This window comes from Rhodococcus sp. NPDC057297 (assembly GCF_042667435.1).
Classification (GTDB): Bacteria; Actinomycetota; Actinomycetes; order Mycobacteriales; family Mycobacteriaceae; genus Rhodococcoides.
The window spans coordinates 243,490-262,013 of the sequence record NZ_JBHUZE010000001.1 but is presented as its reverse complement, the minus strand read 5'-3'; the positions used below and the strand labels follow the sequence as shown (position 1 = coordinate 262,013).

General features: G+C 65.6%; 12 protein-coding genes. 9 read left to right on the top strand and 3 right to left on the bottom strand.

From position 1 onward, the window contains the following. Window positions 1-315 precede the first annotated feature (315 nt). From gltB to ACFULT_RS01205, 3 genes are all read left to right on the top strand, one after another. The gene (gltB, locus tag ACFULT_RS01215; protein ID WP_378480407.1) at window positions 316-4,905 is read left to right on the top strand and encodes a glutamate synthase large subunit; all 4,590 of its coding nucleotides are present in this window, start codon (window positions 316-318) and stop codon (window positions 4,903-4,905) included. Beyond that, on the top strand, window positions 4,898-6,349 hold the full coding sequence (locus ACFULT_RS01210; protein ID WP_037104035.1) for a glutamate synthase subunit beta: 1,452 nt from the start codon (window positions 4,898-4,900) through the stop codon (window positions 6,347-6,349). The genes gltB and ACFULT_RS01210 overlap by 8 nt, the downstream gene beginning before the upstream one ends. 244 nt (window positions 6,350-6,593) lie before the next feature. Further along, on the top strand, window positions 6,594-7,520 hold the full coding sequence (locus ACFULT_RS01205; protein ID WP_378480406.1) for a cutinase family protein: 927 nt from the start codon (window positions 6,594-6,596) through the stop codon (window positions 7,518-7,520). On the opposite strand, the gene ACFULT_RS01200 is transcribed toward ACFULT_RS01205, so the two are convergent. Next, a complete protein-coding gene (locus ACFULT_RS01200; RefSeq protein ID WP_378480405.1) occupies window positions 7,493-8,185 on the bottom strand; it encodes a helix-turn-helix domain-containing protein in 693 nt (230 codons plus the stop codon). The genes ACFULT_RS01205 and ACFULT_RS01200 overlap by 28 nt on opposite strands. A 201-nt stretch (window positions 8,186-8,386) precedes the next feature. Between ACFULT_RS01200 and ACFULT_RS01195 the strand changes: the two genes are divergently transcribed. From ACFULT_RS01195 to atzF, 5 genes are read left to right on the top strand one after another with little or no spacing between them, the layout of a single operon-like run. After that, window positions 8,387-9,928, top strand: coding sequence for an amino acid permease (locus ACFULT_RS01195; RefSeq protein ID WP_378480404.1), 1,542 nt, complete (start codon window positions 8,387-8,389; stop codon window positions 9,926-9,928). A 5-nt stretch (window positions 9,929-9,933) separates the two neighbouring features. Beyond that, window positions 9,934-10,725 carry an urea amidolyase associated protein UAAP1 gene (locus ACFULT_RS01190; protein WP_037104045.1) on the top strand — a complete coding sequence of 264 codons (792 nt, stop codon included), beginning with the start codon at window positions 9,934-9,936 and terminating at the stop codon, window positions 10,723-10,725. Then, window positions 10,725-11,345 carry an urea amidolyase associated protein UAAP2 gene (locus ACFULT_RS01185; protein ID WP_170945202.1) on the top strand — a complete coding sequence of 207 codons (621 nt, stop codon included), beginning with the start codon at window positions 10,725-10,727 and terminating at the stop codon, window positions 11,343-11,345. Before ACFULT_RS01190 ends, ACFULT_RS01185 begins: the two co-directional genes overlap by 1 nt. Next, window positions 11,342-13,420 carry a 5-oxoprolinase/urea amidolyase family protein gene (locus tag ACFULT_RS01180; RefSeq protein WP_378480403.1) on the top strand — a complete coding sequence of 693 codons (2,079 nt, stop codon included), beginning with the start codon at window positions 11,342-11,344 and terminating at the stop codon, window positions 13,418-13,420. The genes ACFULT_RS01185 and ACFULT_RS01180 overlap by 4 nt, the downstream gene beginning before the upstream one ends. Continuing rightward, a complete protein-coding gene (gene atzF / locus ACFULT_RS01175; protein ID WP_378480402.1) occupies window positions 13,407-15,092 on the top strand; it encodes an allophanate hydrolase in 1,686 nt (561 codons plus the stop codon). Before ACFULT_RS01180 ends, atzF begins: the two co-directional genes overlap by 14 nt. A 1-nt stretch (window position 15,093) precedes the next feature. On the opposite strand, the gene ACFULT_RS01170 is transcribed toward atzF, so the two are convergent. Further along, on the bottom strand, window positions 15,094-16,599 hold the full coding sequence (locus ACFULT_RS01170) for an MFS transporter (RefSeq protein ID WP_378480401.1): 1,506 nt from the start codon (window positions 16,597-16,599) through the stop codon (window positions 15,094-15,096). 101 nt (window positions 16,600-16,700) lie between these two features. Here ACFULT_RS01170 and ACFULT_RS01165 point away from each other — a divergent pair, with 101 nt between their 5' ends. Beyond that, window positions 16,701-16,997, top strand: a complete 297-nt coding sequence (locus ACFULT_RS01165; protein ID WP_037104058.1) for a putative quinol monooxygenase — start codon at window positions 16,701-16,703, stop codon at window positions 16,995-16,997. Here ACFULT_RS01165 and ACFULT_RS01160 read toward each other — a convergent pair. Next, on the bottom strand, window positions 16,980-18,479 hold the full coding sequence (locus tag ACFULT_RS01160) for a phage infection protein (RefSeq protein ID WP_378480400.1): 1,500 nt from the start codon (window positions 18,477-18,479) through the stop codon (window positions 16,980-16,982). The genes ACFULT_RS01165 and ACFULT_RS01160 overlap by 18 nt on opposite strands. Between the last annotated feature and the right edge of the window lie 45 nt (window positions 18,480-18,524).

The window sequence follows — 18,524 nt, the reverse complement described above, 5'->3', positions numbered from 1 at the left end:
CCAGGGGGGCGCAATGCAAGGGTCAGGGAATTGTAAAAGTCCAGGTAGAGAGCCTGAATAGGCTTACCTTATTTGCAGGTTGGCCTAGGTGCTGACTTATCGTTTGTTGTTGGACCGACGTACCCAATTGTCGATCCGCCCGAAAGGCACCTTCGTTTCACCGTTTCGAGCGCACCCGCTCGACGTTATCCGAAGATCGCCTCCGGTGGTGCTGCTTCAACGGCGAACGGCACCGAATAGCCGTCCGCGACGGCCGGTTATCTGCACCGCGCCGATCCGACGTACTTGAAGGCTGGACTTATCCGAAGGCTAGGTATGAAGCACACTCCGGGCCCCCAAGGCCTCTACGACCCCCGCAACGAACACGACTCATGTGGTGTCGCGTTCGTGGTGGACATGCATGGTCGTCGTAGTCGAGACATCGTCGAGAAGGCCATCACCGCGCTGGTCAACCTCGAGCACCGGGGCGCCGCCGGCTCCGAACCCAACACCGGTGACGGCGCCGGAATCCTGATCCAGGTACCGGACGCGTTCTTCCGTGCCGTGGTCGATTTCGAGCTGCCCGCCGCTGGTTCGTACGCCACCGGAATCGCATTCCTGCCGCAGGGCAAGAAAGACGCCGCCCGTGCGAGCGACGACGTCGTCCGCATCGTCGAAGAAGAGGGCATGAAGGTCCTCGGGTGGCGTGAGGTTCCCACCGACGACTCCTCCCTCGGGGCGCTCGCGCGCGACGCGATGCCGACGTTCCGTCAATTGTTCTTCGCCTCGCCGGACAACTCCGTTACCGATCTGGCTCTCGAGCGCGCTGCCTTCGTCATCCGTAAGCGCGTCGAGCACGAGCTCGGCGAAGAGGGCGCGGGCAAGGACGGCCCCGGCCGCGAGACCGTCTACTTCCCGTCGCTGTCCTCGCAGACCTTCGTCTACAAGGGCATGCTGACGACGCCTCAGCTCAAGGGCTTCTATCTCGACCTGCAGGACGAGCGTGTGGAAAGCGCTCTCGGCCTTGTGCATTCGCGTTTCTCCACCAACACGTTCCCGTCGTGGCCGCTGGCGCACCCGTTCCGCCGCGTCGCGCACAACGGTGAGATCAACACCGCCACCGGTAACGAGAACTGGATGCGCGCCCGCGAGGCGCTCATCACCTCCGACGTGTTCGGTGGATCCGACGCCCTCGAGAAGATCTTCCCGGTCGTCACCGAAGGTGCAAGCGACACTGCACGTTTCGACGAGGTTCTCGAGCTTCTGCACCTCGGCGGACGCAGCCTTCCGCATGCCGTCCTCATGATGATTCCCGAAGCCTGGGAGCGTCACGAGTCGATGGACCCCGCTCGCCGGGCGTTCTACAAGTACCACTCCTCGCTGATGGAGCCCTGGGACGGACCGGCGTCGGTGTGTTTCACCGACGGCACCGTCATCGGCGCGGTCCTGGACCGAAACGGTCTGCGCCCCAGCCGACTCTGGGTCACCGACGACGGTCTGGTCGTCATGGCCTCCGAGGTCGGCGTCCTGGACATCGATCCGGCGAAGGTCGTCCGCAAGGTTCGTCTGCAGCCCGGCCGTATGTTCCTGGTGGACACCGCGCAGGGCCGCATCGTCTCCGACGACGAGATCAAGGACGAGCTCGCCGCCGAGCACCCGTACCAGCAGTGGCTCGACGAAGGTCTGACTTCGATCGACGACCTGCCGGACCGTCCGCACGTGCACATGCCGCACGACCGCGTTCTCATCCGTCAGCAGATCTTCGGCTACACCACCGAGGAGCTGAACGTTCTGGTCTCGCCGATGGCGAAGACCGGCGCCGAGGCCATCGGTTCGATGGGTACCGACACTCCGATCGCCGTGCTGTCGGCTCGTCCTCGGATGCTGTTCGACTACTTCTCGCAGCTCTTCGCGCAGGTCACCAACCCGCCGCTCGACGCGATCCGCGAGGAGATCGTCACCAGCCTCGGCGGAACGATCGGACCCGAGGGCGACCTGCTCAACCCCGGCCCCGACGCGTGCAAGCAGATCGTGCTCCCGCAGCCGATCCTGCACAACGACGACCTGGCCAAGCTCGTCCACATCAACGACGAGGGCACCCAGGAAGGCCTGCGCTCGGTCGTCGTGCGCGGCCTCTACCCCGTCGCCGAAGGCGGCGAAGGTCTGCAGAAGTCGTTGGAGGCCATCCGCGCTCAGGTGTCCGCCGCCATCTCCGGTGGCGCGCGCATCATCGTGCTGTCGGACCGTGAGTCGAGCGAGAAGCTGGCCCCGATCCCGTCGCTGCTGCTGACCTCGGCGGTGCACCACCACCTCGTGCGTGAGAAGACGCGTACCAAGGTCGGTCTGATCGTGGAGTCCGGTGATGCACGCGAGGTGCACCACATGGCTCTGCTCATCGGCTTCGGTGCCGCTGCGGTCAACCCGTACATGGCGTTCGAGTCCATCGAGGACATGATCGAGCGCGGTGCACTGACGGGCATCGAGTTCGACAAGGCCGTCTCCAACTACATCAAGGCAGCAGGCAAGGGCGTGCTGAAGGTGATGTCCAAGATGGGCATCTCCACCCTCGCCTCGTACACCGGCGCTCAGCTGTTCCAGGTCATCGGCCTGTCGCAGGGTCTCGTCGACGAGTACTTCACCGGTTTGAACAGCCACCTCGGCGGTATCGAACTCGAGCAGATCGCACAGGACGTGGCCACCCGCCACGGCATGGCGTACCTCGAGAACCGTCAGGAACGTGCACACCGTGAACTCGAGGTCGGCGGCGAGTACCAGTGGCGCCGTGAAGGGGAGTACCACCTCTTCAACCCCGACACCGTGTTCAAGCTGCAGCACTCGACCCGCACCGGTCAGTACGACATCTTCAAGGAATACACGAAGATGGTCGACGATCAGTCCGAGCGCCTCGCGTCGCTTCGCGGTCTGTTCCGCTTCAAGACCGAAGAGCGCCAGTCGATTTCCATCGACGAGGTGGAGCCCGCCTCGGAGATCGTCAAGCGATTCTCGACGGGCGCGATGAGCTACGGATCCATCTCAGCCGAGGCTCACGAGACCCTCGCGATCGCCATGAACCGCCTCGGCGGACGTTCCAACTCCGGTGAGGGCGGCGAGAGTGTCGACCGCTTCGAGCCCGACGAGAACGGCGACTGGCGTCGTAGCGCGATCAAGCAGGTGGCGTCGGGTCGCTTCGGTGTCACCTCGCACTACCTGACCAACTGCACCGACATCCAGATCAAGATGGCCCAAGGTGCCAAGCCCGGTGAGGGCGGCCAGCTTCCGGCGCACAAGGTGTACCCGTGGGTCGCCGAGGTTCGTCACTCGACGCCTGGCGTCGGCCTCATCTCGCCGCCGCCGCACCACGACATCTACTCGATCGAGGATCTCGCTCAGCTGATCCACGACCTGAAGAACGCCAACCCGCAGGCACGCATCCACGTGAAGCTGGTCTCCGAGGTTGGAGTCGGCACGGTCGCGGCCGGTGTCTCCAAGGCGCACGCCGACGTGGTGCTCATCTCCGGCCACGACGGCGGCACCGGTGCCACGCCGCTGACGTCGGTCAAGCACGCAGGTGGACCGTGGGAACTCGGTCTCGCCGAGACCCAGCAGACGCTGCTGCTCAACGGTCTCCGTGACCGCATTGTCGTGCAGGTCGACGGACAGCTCAAGACCGGTCGCGACGTCATGGTCGCCGCACTGCTCGGTGGCGAGGAGTTCGGTTTCGCGACCGCGCCTCTCGTCGTGTCGGGCTGCATCATGATGCGCGTCTGCCACCTCGACACCTGCCCCGTCGGTGTCGCGACGCAGAACCCGGTGCTGCGCAAGCGTTTCGCAGGCAAGCCCGAGTTCGTCGAGAACTTCTTCATGTTCATCGCAGAAGAGGTTCGCGAGCTTCTGTCCGAGCTCGGCTTCCGCACGCTCAACGAAGCCGTCGGTCAGGTCGCCCTGTTGGACACCACCGCCGCGAAGGAAGCGTGGAAGGCGTCCAAGCTGGATCTGTCGCCCATCCTCGACGAGGTCGAGTCGGCGTTCATGAACCAGGACCTCTACAACACGGGCGTCCAGGATCACGGGCTGGAAAAGGCGCTGGACCAGCAGCTCATCGCTCAGAGTCGCAATGCTCTGGACAAGGGCGAGAAGGTCACGTTCGAGTCCAAGATCACCAACGTCAACCGCACCGTCGGCACCATGCTCGGCCATGAGCTGACCAAGGCGTACGGCGGAGTCGGCCTGCCGGACAACACCATCGACATCACGTTCACGGGTTCGGCCGGTAACAGCTTCGGCGCGTTCGTGCCGTCGGGCATGACTCTCCGCCTCAACGGCGACGCCAACGACTTCGTCGGCAAGGGCCTGTCCGGTGGACGCATCATCGTGCGGCCGTCGCTGAACGCTCCTGCAGGATTCGTCGCCGAGGACAACATCATCGGTGGCAACGTCTTCCTGTTCGGCGCGACGCAGGGTGAGGCTCTCATCCGCGGCGTCGTCGGCGAGCGTTTCGCGGTCCGCAATTCCGGTGCCGTTGCCGTCGTCGAAGGTGTCGGCGACCACGGCTGCGAGTACATGACCGGTGGAAAGGTCGTCATCCTCGGTGAGACCGGCCGCAACTTCGGTGCCGGTATGTCCGGCGGCGTGGCGTTCGTCTTCGACCCGAACAAGACGTTCGAGGCGAACCTCAACACCGAGCTGGTCGACATCGAGAACATCGAGGGCGACGAGTTCACCTGGCTCAAGGAAATCGTCACTCGCCACCACGAGGAAACGGGATCCGATGTCGCGGAGCGCATCCTGGCGGACTGGTCACAGCAGGTGAACCACTTCGTGAAGGTCATGCCTCGCGATTACAAGAAGGTACTGCTTGCCATCTCCGAGGCCGAGAAGAACGGCGCGGACGTGGACGAGGCGATCATGGAGGCAGCTCGTGGGTGACCCACAGGGATTTCTGAAGAACACTGTCCGCGAACTGCCGAAGCGTCGGCCGGTCGACCTGCGACTGATGGACTGGAAAGAGGTCTACGAAGACTTCTCGAAGGACACTCTGCAGACCCAGGCCAGTCGGTGCATGGACTGCGGAATTCCGTTCTGCCACAACGGCTGCCCGCTCGGGAACCTGATCCCCGAGTGGAACGACCTGGTCTTCAAGGACCGCTGGCGTGAAGGAATCGACCGACTGCACGCCACCAACAACTTCCCGGAGTTCACCGGGCGGCTGTGCCCGGCGCCGTGCGAGGCGTCGTGCGTCCTGGGCATCAACCAGGATCCGGTGACGATCAAGCAGGTCGAGGTCGAGATCATCGACAAGGCCTTCGAGGAAGGCTGGGTCACCCCGGTCTACCCGACGCACCTGACCGGCAAGACGGTCGCCGTCGTCGGCTCCGGTCCTGCGGGTCTCGCTGCAGCGCAGCAGCTGACGCGTGCCGGCCATACCGTGACGGTCTTCGAGCGCGCCGACCGCATCGGTGGACTGCTGCGCTACGGCATCCCCGAGTTCAAGATGGAGAAGCGCCACATCGACCGCCGTCTGGCGCAGATGGAGGCCGAGGGCACGGTGTTCCGCACCGGCGTCAACGTCGGCGTCGACATCACGGCCGACGAACTGCGCGCGGAATTCGACGCTGTCGTTCTGTCCGGTGGTGCCACCGCGTGGCGCGATCTGCCGATCGAAGGCCGTGAGAACGAGGGCATCTACCAGGCCATGGAGTTCCTGCCCCACGCCAACCGCGTGCAGCAGGGCGACTTCGCCGAGCCTCCCGTCAGCGCCGAGGGCAAGAAGGTCGTCATCATCGGCGGCGGCGACACCGGTGCGGACTGCCTCGGTACCTCGCACCGTCAGGGCGCGACAAGCGTCCATCAGTTCGAGATCATGGCGCGTCCGCCGGAAGAGCGTGCAACGTCCACTCCGTGGCCGCTGTACCCGCTGATGTTCCGTGTCGCGTCGGCGCACGAAGAGGGCGGCGAGCGCGTGTTCTCCGTCAACACCGAGCGTTTCCTCGGCAAGGACGGCAAGGTCACCGGACTCGAAGCTCACGAGGTCGAGTTCAAGGCAGGCAAGTTCGAGAAGGTCGAGGGCAGCGAGTTCACCCTCGAGGCCGATCTCGTCCTCCTCGCCATGGGCTTCGTCGGACCGGAGAAGCCAGGCCTGCTCACCGATCTCGGTGTGGACCTGAACGAGCGCGGCAACGTCAAGCGCTCGAACGAGTGGGTCACCAATGTGCCTGGCGTCTTCGTCGCCGGTGACATGGGCCGCGGCCAGTCGCTCATCGTGTGGGCCATCGCCGAGGGTCGCTCCTGCGCAGCCGCCGTCGACACCTTCCTGCAGGGTGCCACTGCATTGCCCGCGCCGATCGTCCCCACCCAGGCGCCGCAGAGGTAGTTTCTTCTCGCTTCGGCATGAATGGCGCCACCGCAACCGTCAGACGGCTGCGGTGGCGCCATTCATGCGTTGGGGGACGGTCGAAATGCATGTTTCGAGCGCTGAAACCTCGTTTTCGTTCCCGTATGTGAACCGTCACGAATTTAGGTAACCTGCGTTTACCGATTGGGCATCGATTCGACATCAGGCACTGGAATTCTCATAGCCAGTAGTCGAATGTCCGCTGACGCAGTGAGGCCGCACCATGCGCGTGAAGAAGCTTGTCGCCACCATCGGATCCGTAGTGACGGTCGCTGCTGGGTCGGCGGCGATGTCCACCGCCACTGCCACCACGGCGGCGGCGGATCCGGCGTCGTGCCCCAGCATGTACGTCGTCGCGATTCCGGGCACGTGGGAGACCAGTTCGGGCGCCGCGCCGCGGCCGGGGATGCTGACTGCCGTCACCGACCGCATCGCGAGCAGCGAGATCCGCACGGAGTACGTGTCCTATCCGGCGACGGCGTTTCCGTGGGAGGGCGGCATCTACGGCGAGTCGCGTGCAATCGCCACCGCCAACGCGGGCGGCATGCTGAAGTCGATGGCAGACCGTTGTGGCGCAACGAGATTCGGCATCATCGGATACAGCCAGGGGGCGGATGCTGCCGGAGACCTCGCGGCGTCGATCGGTACCGGCCTCGGCGTGGTTCCGGCGGACAAGGTCGTCGCGGTGGGGTTGATCTCCGATCCCAAGCGGTCCGACGCCGACGCGCTGGTCGGGCCCGAGGTGGTCGGCACCGGTGTCGGTGGGCCTCGGGTGGGCGGGTTCGGATACGTCAGCCCGGTCGTCCGTACGTTCTGCGCGGTCGGCGACCTGTATTGCTCGACGCCGAAGGACGACTACGTGGCGCGGCTCGCGGGTTTCCTTGCGGTGTCCTCGGATCCGAGCCCGGACGTGGCGGCGAAAGCGCAGCAGGATGCGCAGATTCTGCTCGGTGATATCGCGTCGGCCGGCGGGCTTCCGGTTCTGCAGGGGCAACTGTCGGACCAGGCGAACGAGCAGCGGCGCCGAGAGATCGAGGCGTTCTACCGCTCGGGGATCCACCAGGAGTACGCGTCGTACGCGGTGGATTCGAGCGGTGTGAGCGCAACGACGTGGCTGGCGAACTATCTCGTGGGTGCGTCGGGTACGTGATCGGCCGCATGCGCCAGTAGCGGCGTCGCCTCGGTGTGCAGCTCGTCTACCGAGCCGCTCCAGCCCAGTACTCGGACCGCTGCTTCCGCGACGACGCGGGCGTAGTCCTCGCCTGACGCGTCGCGGCCACTCTCGGCGTCGGCGCGGCCGTTGACGACGGTTTCGACGAGCCGGAACGGCAACTCCTCGGTGCCGGGCAGTGCGGCTGTCGTTCCGCGGAGGACATCCGCTGCAATCGAGGCGTACCGGTCCATCAGTGCGTGCCGGTGTGCCCGGAAGGTGTCGAAGCGAGGCTCGCGGATCTCCGGGAGTAGATACAGCGCACCGAGGTTCCAGCGAGATCGGCAGAGCTGGTCGGCGTCGAACAATGCGAGCGCGTACATCTTCACCGCGGGGGCCGCGTCGGAATCGGCGATGCGCTGTGCGACGGCCAGTGGACCGTCGACGGTTCCGCTGAGCAACAAGCTCAGCAACTCGTCCTTGTTGGCGAAGTGGTGGTACAGCGATGCCTGACGCATGCCGACGGCGTCGGCGATCATGCGCGTGGACGTGTTGGTGAAGCCGCGGGTGGTGAACAGCTCTGCCGCGGCGTCGAGTATTTCGTCGAGAGCAGTGTCTCCTGGCCGCTTCTTGGTACTGAGCCTCGGTCGGCCTGCGGTGGTCATGGGTCCATCCTGGCATCGACGACGCGGCCGTGAAGTTTCTGTCATTCGATAGAAACCTGCGAAACGTAGTTGTTTCATCGCCGTCACTCGCGGGGCACCTCGGGCCGGAAAACTATCGACTGACAGAAAAGCCCGCACCGGCAGCGCAGACGGGCGGTCATGCACCTTCCCGCAGTCACTCTTTCTCTCGAGGAGACATCCATGAGCTCGACTACTCTGCCCGCACCCGAAGGGTCCTCGCCACTACGCAGTGACCACTCCGATCTCGCGGAGCTCGGATACGAACAGCAACTGCACCGTTCGCTCGGCAAGTTCGCATCGTTCGCTGCCGGATTCTCGTTCGTCTCGATACTCACCACGATCTTCCAGTTGTTCGCCCTCGGCTTCAGTTTCGGCGGACCCGCGTTCTTCTTCACCTGGCCGCTGGTGTTCCTCGGTCAGTTCATGGTCGCGCTCAACTTCGCGGAACTTGCTGCCCGGTATCCCATTTCAGGCGCCATCTACCAGTGGGCGCGCAGGATGGGCGGAGAGATCGTCGGCTGGTTCGCCGGCTGGTTCATGATCATCGCGCAAATCGTCACGGCGTCGGCCGCGGCCATCGCTTTGCAGGTGGTTCTGCCGAGCGTGTGGAGCGGATTCCAGATCGTCGGCGACGATCCGGCACTGACGTCCCCCAGCGGTGCCACCAACGCAGTCATCCTCGGGTCCGTGTTGCTTGTCCTCACGACGACCATCAACTCGATCGGCGTGAACTGGATGTCGCGCATCAACTCGATCGGCGTCACGTGCGAGATTGTCGGCGTCATCGCCCTGGTACTCGTGTTCTTCACCCACGCACAGCGCGGACCCCAGGTCGTCCTCGACACCGGTGCCGCGGGAGCCGAACCCGGTTACATCTGGGCGTGGATCGTCTCGGGACTCATGGCTGCCTACGTGATGGTCGGATTCGGTTCTGCCGGTGAGCTTGCCGAGGAAACCCACAACCCGCGTCGGGTCGCACCCCGTACGATCAGGCTGGCGTTGTCCGCGTCGGCCCTCGGCGGTGGGCTGATGATCGTCGGCGCATTGATGGCGGCACCGTCGCTGACCGACGGCAATCTCGCGACGCTCGGCCTTCCCTATGTCATCGACTCCATCCTGACGTCGCCGTGGGGCACGGTCCTCTTGATCGATGTCGCCATCGCAGTCTTCATCTGCACGTTGGCCATCCAGACCGCTGCATCACGGCTGATGTTCTCCATGGCCCGCGACGGACGGCTTCCCGCGTCGGACATTCTGTCCAAGGTGAACTCGAAGACCGGAACACCCATTGCCCCTTCAGTTCTCATCGGATTGGCCTGTGTTGCAGTACTCGCGGTCAACGTCGGCAACGCCGCCCTGTTCACGACCCTCACCAGTGTCTGCATCGTGCTGATCTACCTCGCCTACATGATGGTCACCGTCCCACTGCTGGTCCAGCGCCTGAAAGGCTGGCCCCGCGGTGGAGTGCAGGTGGACGCCGAAGGTAAGAAACTCTTCACCCTCGGCTGGCTCGGCATCCCCGTGAACATCGCAGCCGTTCTGTACGGCGGACTGATGGTGATCAACCTGTCCTGGCCGCGTGCCGAAATCTTCAATCCCACTGGGGAATACCCGATTCTGCAGTGGGCCGCCCCACTGACCGTGCTGGCCGTCGTGGTGGTGGGCATCGCCTGCTTCCCCCGCGCCAAAGCACACCCACGACCCGTCACGATCGGAGCGTAGAACACATGAGCACAGCAACCACCCACGCCGCCAAGGAACATGCTCGCTCGCAGGCCGCTGAGGTCGACGCCCCTACCGGCCCCGACGGTGTGGAGCTCACCTGGGCCGAGACGATTCCCGGCGGCCGGTATTCCACCAAGGTCCTGGCCCGCGGGACACGGCTGAGGTTGCGCGACGTCGACGGCGCCGCCTGCGCCCATCTGCTGCTCTACCGCGCCGACGCGCCGTGGGAGAGACTCAATGCGGCCGACACGGTCAAGGTCCCCTGGCAGGCGTACATCACGACAGGGCATCCGCTGCTGTCGGATCAGGGCAGAGTCCTCGCCACCGTGGTCGCGGACAGTTCGGGCCGTCACGACGCGCTGTGCGGAACCACCTCGGCAGCAACGAATGCGGCGAAGTACGGGGCAGGGGCCCTGCATTCCGCGTCGCCCGCGGGCCGCGAGATGTTCACCGTCGGCGCCGCCAAGAACGGCCTGGAGCCACGTGATCTCCCCCCGTCGATCTCGTTCTTCCACGGAGTGCGTGTCGACGCCGACGGAACCCTCACCAGCACCGGCTCGGCCGGTCCCGGTACCGAAGTCGATCTGTTGATCCACCTGCCGGTCGTCGTGCTGCTCGCGAACACCGCGCACCCACTCGATCCCGCGGACTCGTTCGGCACGACGGCACTCGACGTGACCGCCTGGGATGCGTCGGAGGAGCTGCTCGCACTCCCGAACTCCGAACCGGAGTACGAGCGCGCGGTATGGAACACCGAGAGCGCCTGGACCGCGCTGAACCCGAAAGGTGCATGATGACAACGACACTCGGATCGGTAGTCCTCGACCAGGTCGCCGACGCTCGTGGCCCGTGGTCGGCCATCGTGAAGGCGGGCGATGTCCTGACGATGATCGACCTGCACGGCAACCAGGCCGTGGACACGTTGCTCTACGCCGCCGACGATCACGCCGTCCGGTACTCGGCAGCAGCGACGGTCACTGCCCAGCGCAACCTGTTCCTCACCACCGGAACCGTGCTGCGCAGCGATGATTCGTCACCGCTGATGACGATCGTCGCCGACGAGGTCGGTAACCACGACACCGTCGGCGGCGCCTGCTCGCAGGAGTCGAACACCCTGCGCTACGGCCACCACACTCGGCACCAGCACGCGTGCGTGGAGAATTTCCTGATCGAGGGAGCCAAGTGGGGACTCGGCAAGCGAGACATGGTGTCCAACATCAACTTCTTCATGAACGTGCCCGTCGACGCGGACGGCACACTCGGCATCGTCGACGGTTTGTCGGCGCCCGGGAAGTCGCTGTCCTTGCGCGCCGAGGTGGACACCCTCGTTCTGGTCTCGAACTGCCCGCAGATCAACAATCCCTGCAACGGGTTCGACCCGACGTCGGTTCGTATGGTGGTGAGCAGGCCATGAGCACCACCAAGATGACCGTCGTGCGGCCGGGCATGCTGACGACGGTGCAGGACTGGCCGGGACGCGTCGGCTACTGGAAGGTGGGGGTTCCTCCGTCGGGGCCGATGGACGATCTGTCGTTCCGCCTGGGCAATGTGGCCCTCGGGAATCCCGAGGGCGCCCCGGGCCTCGAGTCCGCGATGGCCGGCCCTGCGTTGACGTTCGACGCCGATATCTACGTGTGTGTCACCGGTGCGGACGCTCGTGTGCGGATCGACGGGACCGACGTGCCTCAGTGGCGGCCCGTCCTGGTCCCGGCCGGTGCGGTGCTGGACGTCGGACCCACCACCGGCGCAGGCCTGCGCGTCTACGTGACGGTGCAGGGACGGATCGAAGTCGAGGACTATCTCGGCAGCGCGGCCACGTTCACGCTCGGCAAATTCGGTGGCCACCGCGGCGGCACCCTTGCCGAAGGAGATGTCCTCGAGGTCGCCGGGGGCGCCGGTCGAGACGGCATTCGATCCATTCCCATGGAACATCGTCCCGTCCTGACGACGACGTGGGACATCGCGGTGACCGAGGGGCCGCACGGCGCGCCCGAGTTCTTCACCCGCGCGGACATGGACACCCTGTACGCGACGCGGTACGAGGTCCACTTCAACTCCGACCGCACCGGTGTGCGCCTCATCGGTCCGCAGCCGGAATGGGCGCGCGAGGACGGCGGTGAGGCCGGGCTCCACCCGTCGAACATTCATGACAACGCGTACTCGGTGGGAGCGCTCGATTTCACCGGTGACACGCCGATCCTCCTGGGACCCGACGGCCCGAGCCTCGGTGGGTTCGTCTGCCCGGTCACCGTCGTTGCGGCCGAACGCTGGAAGCTCGGGCAGTTGAAGCCGGGGGACACCATCCGGTTCGTACCGGTGAAGGCCGCCCATGCGGCCGCACTCGGCGCACTGGGACTCGAACGCAGGGCATCGCTTCCGGTCGTCTTCTCCGCCGGCGGAGACGGGGACGACGGCGTCATCGCGCGCCGCGACGGTGAGACCGCGGTGACGTATCGGCGCTCCGGCGACGACAACGTGCTCGTCGAGTACGGAGACATGAAACTGGACCTCGCACTGCGCGCACGGGCACATGCGCTGCACCAGCGTATCGAAGCGATCGCCCCGAAGGGACTGCTGGATCTGACACCCGGAATCCGGTCGCTGCAGGTCAAGGTCGACCCGGACGTACTGCCGATCACGACGCTGATGGGGTTGCTCGACGAGGTCGAATCCGACCTCCCCGCCGCATCGGAGCTCGTCGTTCCGTCTCGCACCGTCCGTATGCCTCTGTCCTGGGACGACCCGTCGACCCGCGAAGCCATCGCCCGCTACATGCACGGCGTCCGGTCCGACGCACCGTGGTGCCCGTGGAACATCGAATTCATCCGGCGCATGAACGGATTGGATTCCGTCGCAGACGTGTTCGACACCGTCTTCGCAGCCGACTACATGGTTCTCGGACTGGGTGACGTCTACCTCGGGGCACCCGTCGCCACCCCACTCGATCCGCGGCACAGGCTCGTCACCACCAAATACAATCCCGCACGTACCTGGACCCCCGAGAACGCCGTCGGAATCGGCGGGGCATACCTCTGCATCTACGGAATGGAAGGCCCCGGTGGCTACCAGTTCGTCGGCCGCACCACGCAAGTCTGGAACCACCGCTTTTCTGGCGAAACACACCACTCCGCAGACTCCTCACTCGCCCAACCGGGTCACTCCGCAGGCTCCGCTCCTGCCTCTTCGAGCCAGTTCCAACCCGAAAGCCCCTGGCTACTCAGGTTTTTCGACCGGATTTCCTGGTATCCGGTCGAGCCCGAGGAACTGATGGATCTGCGCGCGGACACGGCAGCCGGGCGGGGTAACGGGGGAGTGGAGATCACCGACGGTGAATTCTCCCTTGCCGAGCACGACAAGTTCCTCGCCGCCGAACACGAGTCGATCGAGCAGTTCCGCACGATTCAGGCGGCAGCGTTCGATGCCGAGCGTGCTGCATGGTCGGCAGCGGGCGAGTTCAGCAAGAAGGAGGGGTCCGATGCAGCTGCATGACAGGATTCGTCAGGCGTACGAGCGAATTGCCGAGGTCGATCGTCCCGAGGTGTGGATCACGCTGCGCAGTGAGGCCGACGTTCTTGCCGATGCGGACCTCGTCGACGCATCGTTGCCCCTCGCGGGAATGCTCGTCGCGGTGAAGGACAACGTCGACGTAGCCGGGCTGCCGACGACGGCTGCGTGCCCCGAGTTCTCGTACGTGCCCGAGGTGTCCGCGACGGCGGTGGCCCGCCTCGTCGAGCAAGGTGCTCTGGTGCTCGGCAAGACCAATCTCGACCAGTTCGCCACCGGTCTCGTCGGGACGCGGAGCCCGTACGGGGCAGTGCGATGCGCGTGGGATCCCGAGCGAGTGTCGGGCGGTTCCAGTTCCGGCTCCGCCGTCGCGGTCGCGCTGGGAATCGCGGATATCGGAATCGGGACGGACACTGCAGGTTCGGGGCGCGTACCGGCGTCGTTCCACGGTCTCGTCGGGATCAAGACGACTCTCGGGATCGTTCCGACGACCGGTGTGGTCCCGGCATGCGTCGACTACGACTGCGTGACGGTGATGGCGACCGACCTCGACACGGCGACCCTGGCCACCCGCGTCATGGCCGGGTTCGACGACGCCGATCCACGCAGCCGGTCGTGGCCGGCGGACGTGAGACTGGCTGCGTCGCCGAGCCCGAGGGTGGCGGTGCCCCGAGCCGAGGATCTCGCCGCACTGAGTCCCGAGTACCGCGATGCGTTCGACAGAACGGTGGCCGGCCTGCGGGTACGGGGGATCGAGTACGACACCGTGGACATCTCGTCGCTTCTGGACATCGCGACGTTGCTGTACGACGGAGCGATTGTTGCGCAGAGGTATTCGGCGGTGGGAGAGTTCCTGGACTCGAATCCTGCGTCAGCGGACGCCACGGTGGCGCGCATCGTCTCCGGGGCCGCCGAGCCGTCGGCGCACCGGTACGTCGACGATCTGTCGACGATTGCCGCAGGCAAGCGCATCGCCGTGGGCCTGCTGGACGGGTACGACGGGCTTTTGCTGCCGACGACTACCGAGCACCCGACGATCGCTGCAGTACAAGCGGATCCGCTTGCCGTCAACAGGCGAATGGGGACGTTCACCAACTTCTGCAACCTACTGGACATGGCGGCCGTCGCGGTTCCCGGAGAATCGACCGGTGCCGGCGACCCGTTCGGAGTCATGGTCGTCGTACCGGGCTTCCACGATCAGGTAGCCGTGGACCTCGCTGCTGCGCTCACCTCGGCCCCGGCACCCGTCCTCGTCGCCGACGGCATCGATGTTCTCGTCGTGGGAGCGCATCTGAAGGGCTTTCCGGTGCACCACCAGCTGACCGATCGCGGGGCGCGCTTCCTCGGCGATGTCCTGACGTCCGACGCGTATCGCCTGGTCGATCTGGGGACGACGCCGCCGAAACCCGGTCTGGTGCGGCATACCTCCGGCGCCGGGGCTGCGATTGCCGGGGAGTTGTATCGGATGTCCGCGGCGGGTGTGGGCACGTTCCTGGCCGGTCTTCCGGTTCCGATGGGTCTGACGTCGGTGGAACTGTCCGACGGCCGGTGGGTCACGGGATTCTGCTGCTCGTACGAGGCGGCCGGCGCGGGTGTGGACATCACGAAATTCGGTGGCTGGCGGGCGTACCGCGAGCGCACCCCTGCACCTGTATGAATCAGGTGCGACGGAGGAGGCCGTAGACCACGACGGCCGAGACGGCCATGAGGCCTGCGCTCCACACGGCGGCCAGGTTCAGGCCGTCGACGAAGCTCTGCGCGGCGAGTTCGCGCAGCATGTCGTTCAGTGGGGGTGGCAGTAGCTCGGCCACTGCCATTCCGCCGCCGACGGTTTCGGTGGCGGGTCCGGCGATGTCCGCGGGTGTTTCCGGAGGTACCTGGGCGGAGACGCCGTTGCGGTAGACGGTGGATCCGATGGTGCCGAGGATGGCGATTCCGACGGCACCTCCGAGCTCGGCTCCGGTCTCGGACAGTGCCGATGCGGCACCGGCCTTTTCGGGTGCGGCGGCGGTCAGGACGATGTCGGAGTTGAGGGTGGACGCGGCACCGACACCGAGGGTGATCAGGGACATTCCGGTGATCAGCAGCGGGATGCCGGAGTTCGAACCGACGAAGTGGAGAGCCAGCGAACCCACGGCGATGAGCACCAATCCACCGGCGATGATGGTGCCCGTCGGGATGATCTTGCTCAGCGTCGGGGAGAAGACGGCACCGACTGCCGCTGCCGCAGCGGGGATCAGCAACCACAGTCCGGCAGCCAGCGGGCCGAGGCCGACGAGGAGTTGGAGGTACTGCGAGGCGAACAGGCTGAAGCCGGTCAGTGCGAAGATCACCAGGAATTGCACCAGGACGGCTGCGCTGAACGCGCGTTCGCCGAAGAGTGTCACGTCGATCAGCGGGTCCTTGGCCTTGCGTTGCCGGAGGACGAACAGGAAGCCGAGCACCAGCCCACCTGCCGCGGTGGAGACGGTGGCGACGTCGAAACCTTCCTGTGCACCGTGTTTGATCGCGTAGACGATGCCGAGCATCGCGACGATGGACAGGGCGACACTGATGGGGTCGAACTTGCCTGGCTCGGGGTCCTTGAACTCGGGAACCAGCAGGGGCGCCGCGACCAGGATCACGATCATCACCGGGATGTTGACGAGGAAGACCGATCCCCACCAGAAGTGCTCCAGCAGGAAACCGCCGATGACGGGCCCGATCGCCCCGCCGCCGGCGAAACCGGCCGTCCACAACCCGATTGCTTCCTTGCGTTGCGCCGCGTCGCGAAACATGTTGCGAATCAGGGACAGTGTGCTCGGCGCGATGGTGGCACCGCCGACACCGAGAAGAGCGCGGGCGATCAGGAGCATTTCCGGTGAGGTGGAGAACGCGGCCAGTACCGAGGCGGCACCGAACACGAGGGCGCCGACCATCAACAGTCGCCGTCGGCCGATCCGGTCACCTACCGACCCCATCGTGATGAGAAGTCCGGCGAGGAAGAACCCGTAGAGGTCCAGAATCCAGAGAGTCTGGTTGCTGCTCGGCTCCAGGTCGGCGGTCACCGCGGGCAACGCGAGGTAGAGCACCGAGATGTCCATCGAGACGAGCAGAATGGGTACGACGAGGACAGCGAGCCCCAGCCAGTCCTTCCGCGTCGCCTTCTCGTGCACGTCGCTCACGATTCCCCTTTGATCTGTTTCAGCCGATGCGGATGCGTTCATGACGGTACCGTCGGACTCGGTGGTTGCCGTACACCCCACCACTGGCGAAAGGGAGAATTGTGCTCAGTGATCTGAAGGTCGTCGCAACGATCACCGCGAAACCCGAATCGGTGGACGTCGTCCGCGCAGGCTTGGCCGAACTCGCGGCGGAGTCACTGCACGAGGACGGCAACGTGTCCTACGAACTGTTCGAATCCGCCGCCGAACCGGGAACGTTCGTGACCATCGAGGTGTGGCGGTCCGAGGACGATCTGGACGCGCACATGAAGACCCCGCACCTACAGAAGGCGCTGAGCGAATTCGGCGAGCACTTGGCAGCCCCGCCCGCCATCCATCCGCTACGCGTGGTTCGGTAGCTCCGCAGTTCTTCCCTCGGTGCGCGTCGACGCCCGATACACGACGCCGGAGACGACGAGCAGCGCGGCGGTCAGCACCAACGCCAGCCAGCCGGTCGACGTCATCGACGAGTAACCGATCTCGCGAGCACCCGCCGCGGTGTACGCCATCGGCATGAAGGCCGACAGGTGTCCCCAGATCGCCGCGCTACTGGCCGAGGCGGCGCCGCAGACGACGACCTGGACGACGAGCAGCACCACGTTCACCGCCTGCCCGACGGCCGGTCCCAGTACCCGTTGGATGGCACCCGCAGCTGCGAGGTAGGCGCCTGCCGAGACGACGAGGAACGCTCCTGCTCCGATCAGGGCACCGATCGAGGCGTCGGGTGCGGTGAAGGCGAACGCGAGGGCTGCGCACGCGCCCACGGCTGCCACTGCGACGGCGGCGGCAACCGACCGCAGACGGGAGTCGCGGCTCAGGACTCGTACGAGGCTGACGGCACCGACCGCGCCGACGGCGACGAGTGCGGCGATGAGGTACGGAGCGACCGAGGTCGTGGAGCCGGAAGTGCCGGAGGCTGCTGCCACGTCGGTCGAATCGCCGGTGGCGACAGCGTTCCCGCTGTTCAATTCCCCGCTGTTCAACTGCTTGGCGGTTGGGAGGCCGGCTGTTGCTTCCTGGACGTTGGTCTGGATGCCGCTGACGATGCCGGAGACCGGTTCCACCGCGGTCACGAGTTGATCGGTGCCGGCACGCAGTTGGCCACCGCCGTCGTCGAGCTGTCCCAGCCCGTCCCGGAGCTGAACTGTGGCGTCGCCGATTTGGCTTGTGGCCGAGAGGAATTGGCTCGACGGGTCGTTGAGCTCACCAGAAAGCTGGCGCGCTCCCGCCTTGAGTGTCTGCAACTGATCCAGAGTGTCGGGGCCGAAACCCTGGGTGTTCAGAGTGTCGATGACCCCGCGAATCTGGCCGGAGATGCCGTCGGATCCGGGGTGGGGGAACGCGTCGACCTGCTGCGCAGCGGCTTCGAGTGACGCGGTGAACTGAGCCTGCTGGGCACCGAATCCGGCGAGGGTGTCGACGACCTCGTCGACGCCTCCGCTGATCTGCGACGCGCCGTCACCGAGTTGGCCGATGCCTGCGCGGTACTCCACGAACCCGTCGGCGAGTTGGACGGTGCCGTCGTGTGCCTGGGTGATGCCGTCGGTGAGCTGCACGACCCCGTCGTTGAGTTGGTTGCCGCCGTCGGTGAGCTGGCTGACGCCTGCAGACAGGAAGCTCACGGGCAGTCCGGCTTCCTGCAGGTTCTTCCGCGAGGTGGCCAGCGGATCACCGGTGGGAGTGTCGGTCGGGGCCTCGGCCGTCGACGCGACCGTGGTCGGCTGGGTGTCCGCAGTCAGGTCGACGCCGGCGCCGAGCGCGAACGAACCGGCAGCCACCAGCGGAAAAGCGATGGCGAGAAGTGCGACGGACGGCCGACGAGCGAGACTGAATTTACCCATAGTGATCCTGAGGCTAACTGCCTTCCGCGGGCCGGCTGACCAGCC

What these genes read in the sequence shown, in the direction of transcription:
- gltB (WP_378480407.1), top strand. Translation starts at nt 316, where the DNA reads ATGAAGCACACTCCGGGCCCCCAAGGCCTCTACGACCCCCGCAACGAA.
- ACFULT_RS01205 (WP_378480406.1), top strand. Translation starts at nt 6,594, where the DNA reads ATGCGCGTGAAGAAGCTTGTCGCCACCATCGGATCCGTAGTGACGGTC.
- ACFULT_RS01200 (WP_378480405.1), bottom strand. Translation starts at nt 8,185, where the DNA reads ATGACCACCGCAGGCCGACCGAGGCTCAGTACCAAGAAGCGGCCAGGA.
- ACFULT_RS01195 (WP_378480404.1), top strand. Translation starts at nt 8,387, where the DNA reads ATGAGCTCGACTACTCTGCCCGCACCCGAAGGGTCCTCGCCACTACGC.
- ACFULT_RS01190 (WP_037104045.1), top strand. Translation starts at nt 9,934, where the DNA reads ATGAGCACAGCAACCACCCACGCCGCCAAGGAACATGCTCGCTCGCAG.
- ACFULT_RS01185 (WP_170945202.1), top strand. Translation starts at nt 10,725, where the DNA reads ATGACAACGACACTCGGATCGGTAGTCCTCGACCAGGTCGCCGACGCT.
- ACFULT_RS01180 (WP_378480403.1), top strand. Translation starts at nt 11,342, where the DNA reads ATGAGCACCACCAAGATGACCGTCGTGCGGCCGGGCATGCTGACGACG.
- atzF (WP_378480402.1), top strand. Translation starts at nt 13,407, where the DNA reads ATGCAGCTGCATGACAGGATTCGTCAGGCGTACGAGCGAATTGCCGAG.
- ACFULT_RS01160 (WP_378480400.1), bottom strand. Translation starts at nt 18,479, where the DNA reads ATGGGTAAATTCAGTCTCGCTCGTCGGCCGTCCGTCGCACTTCTCGCC.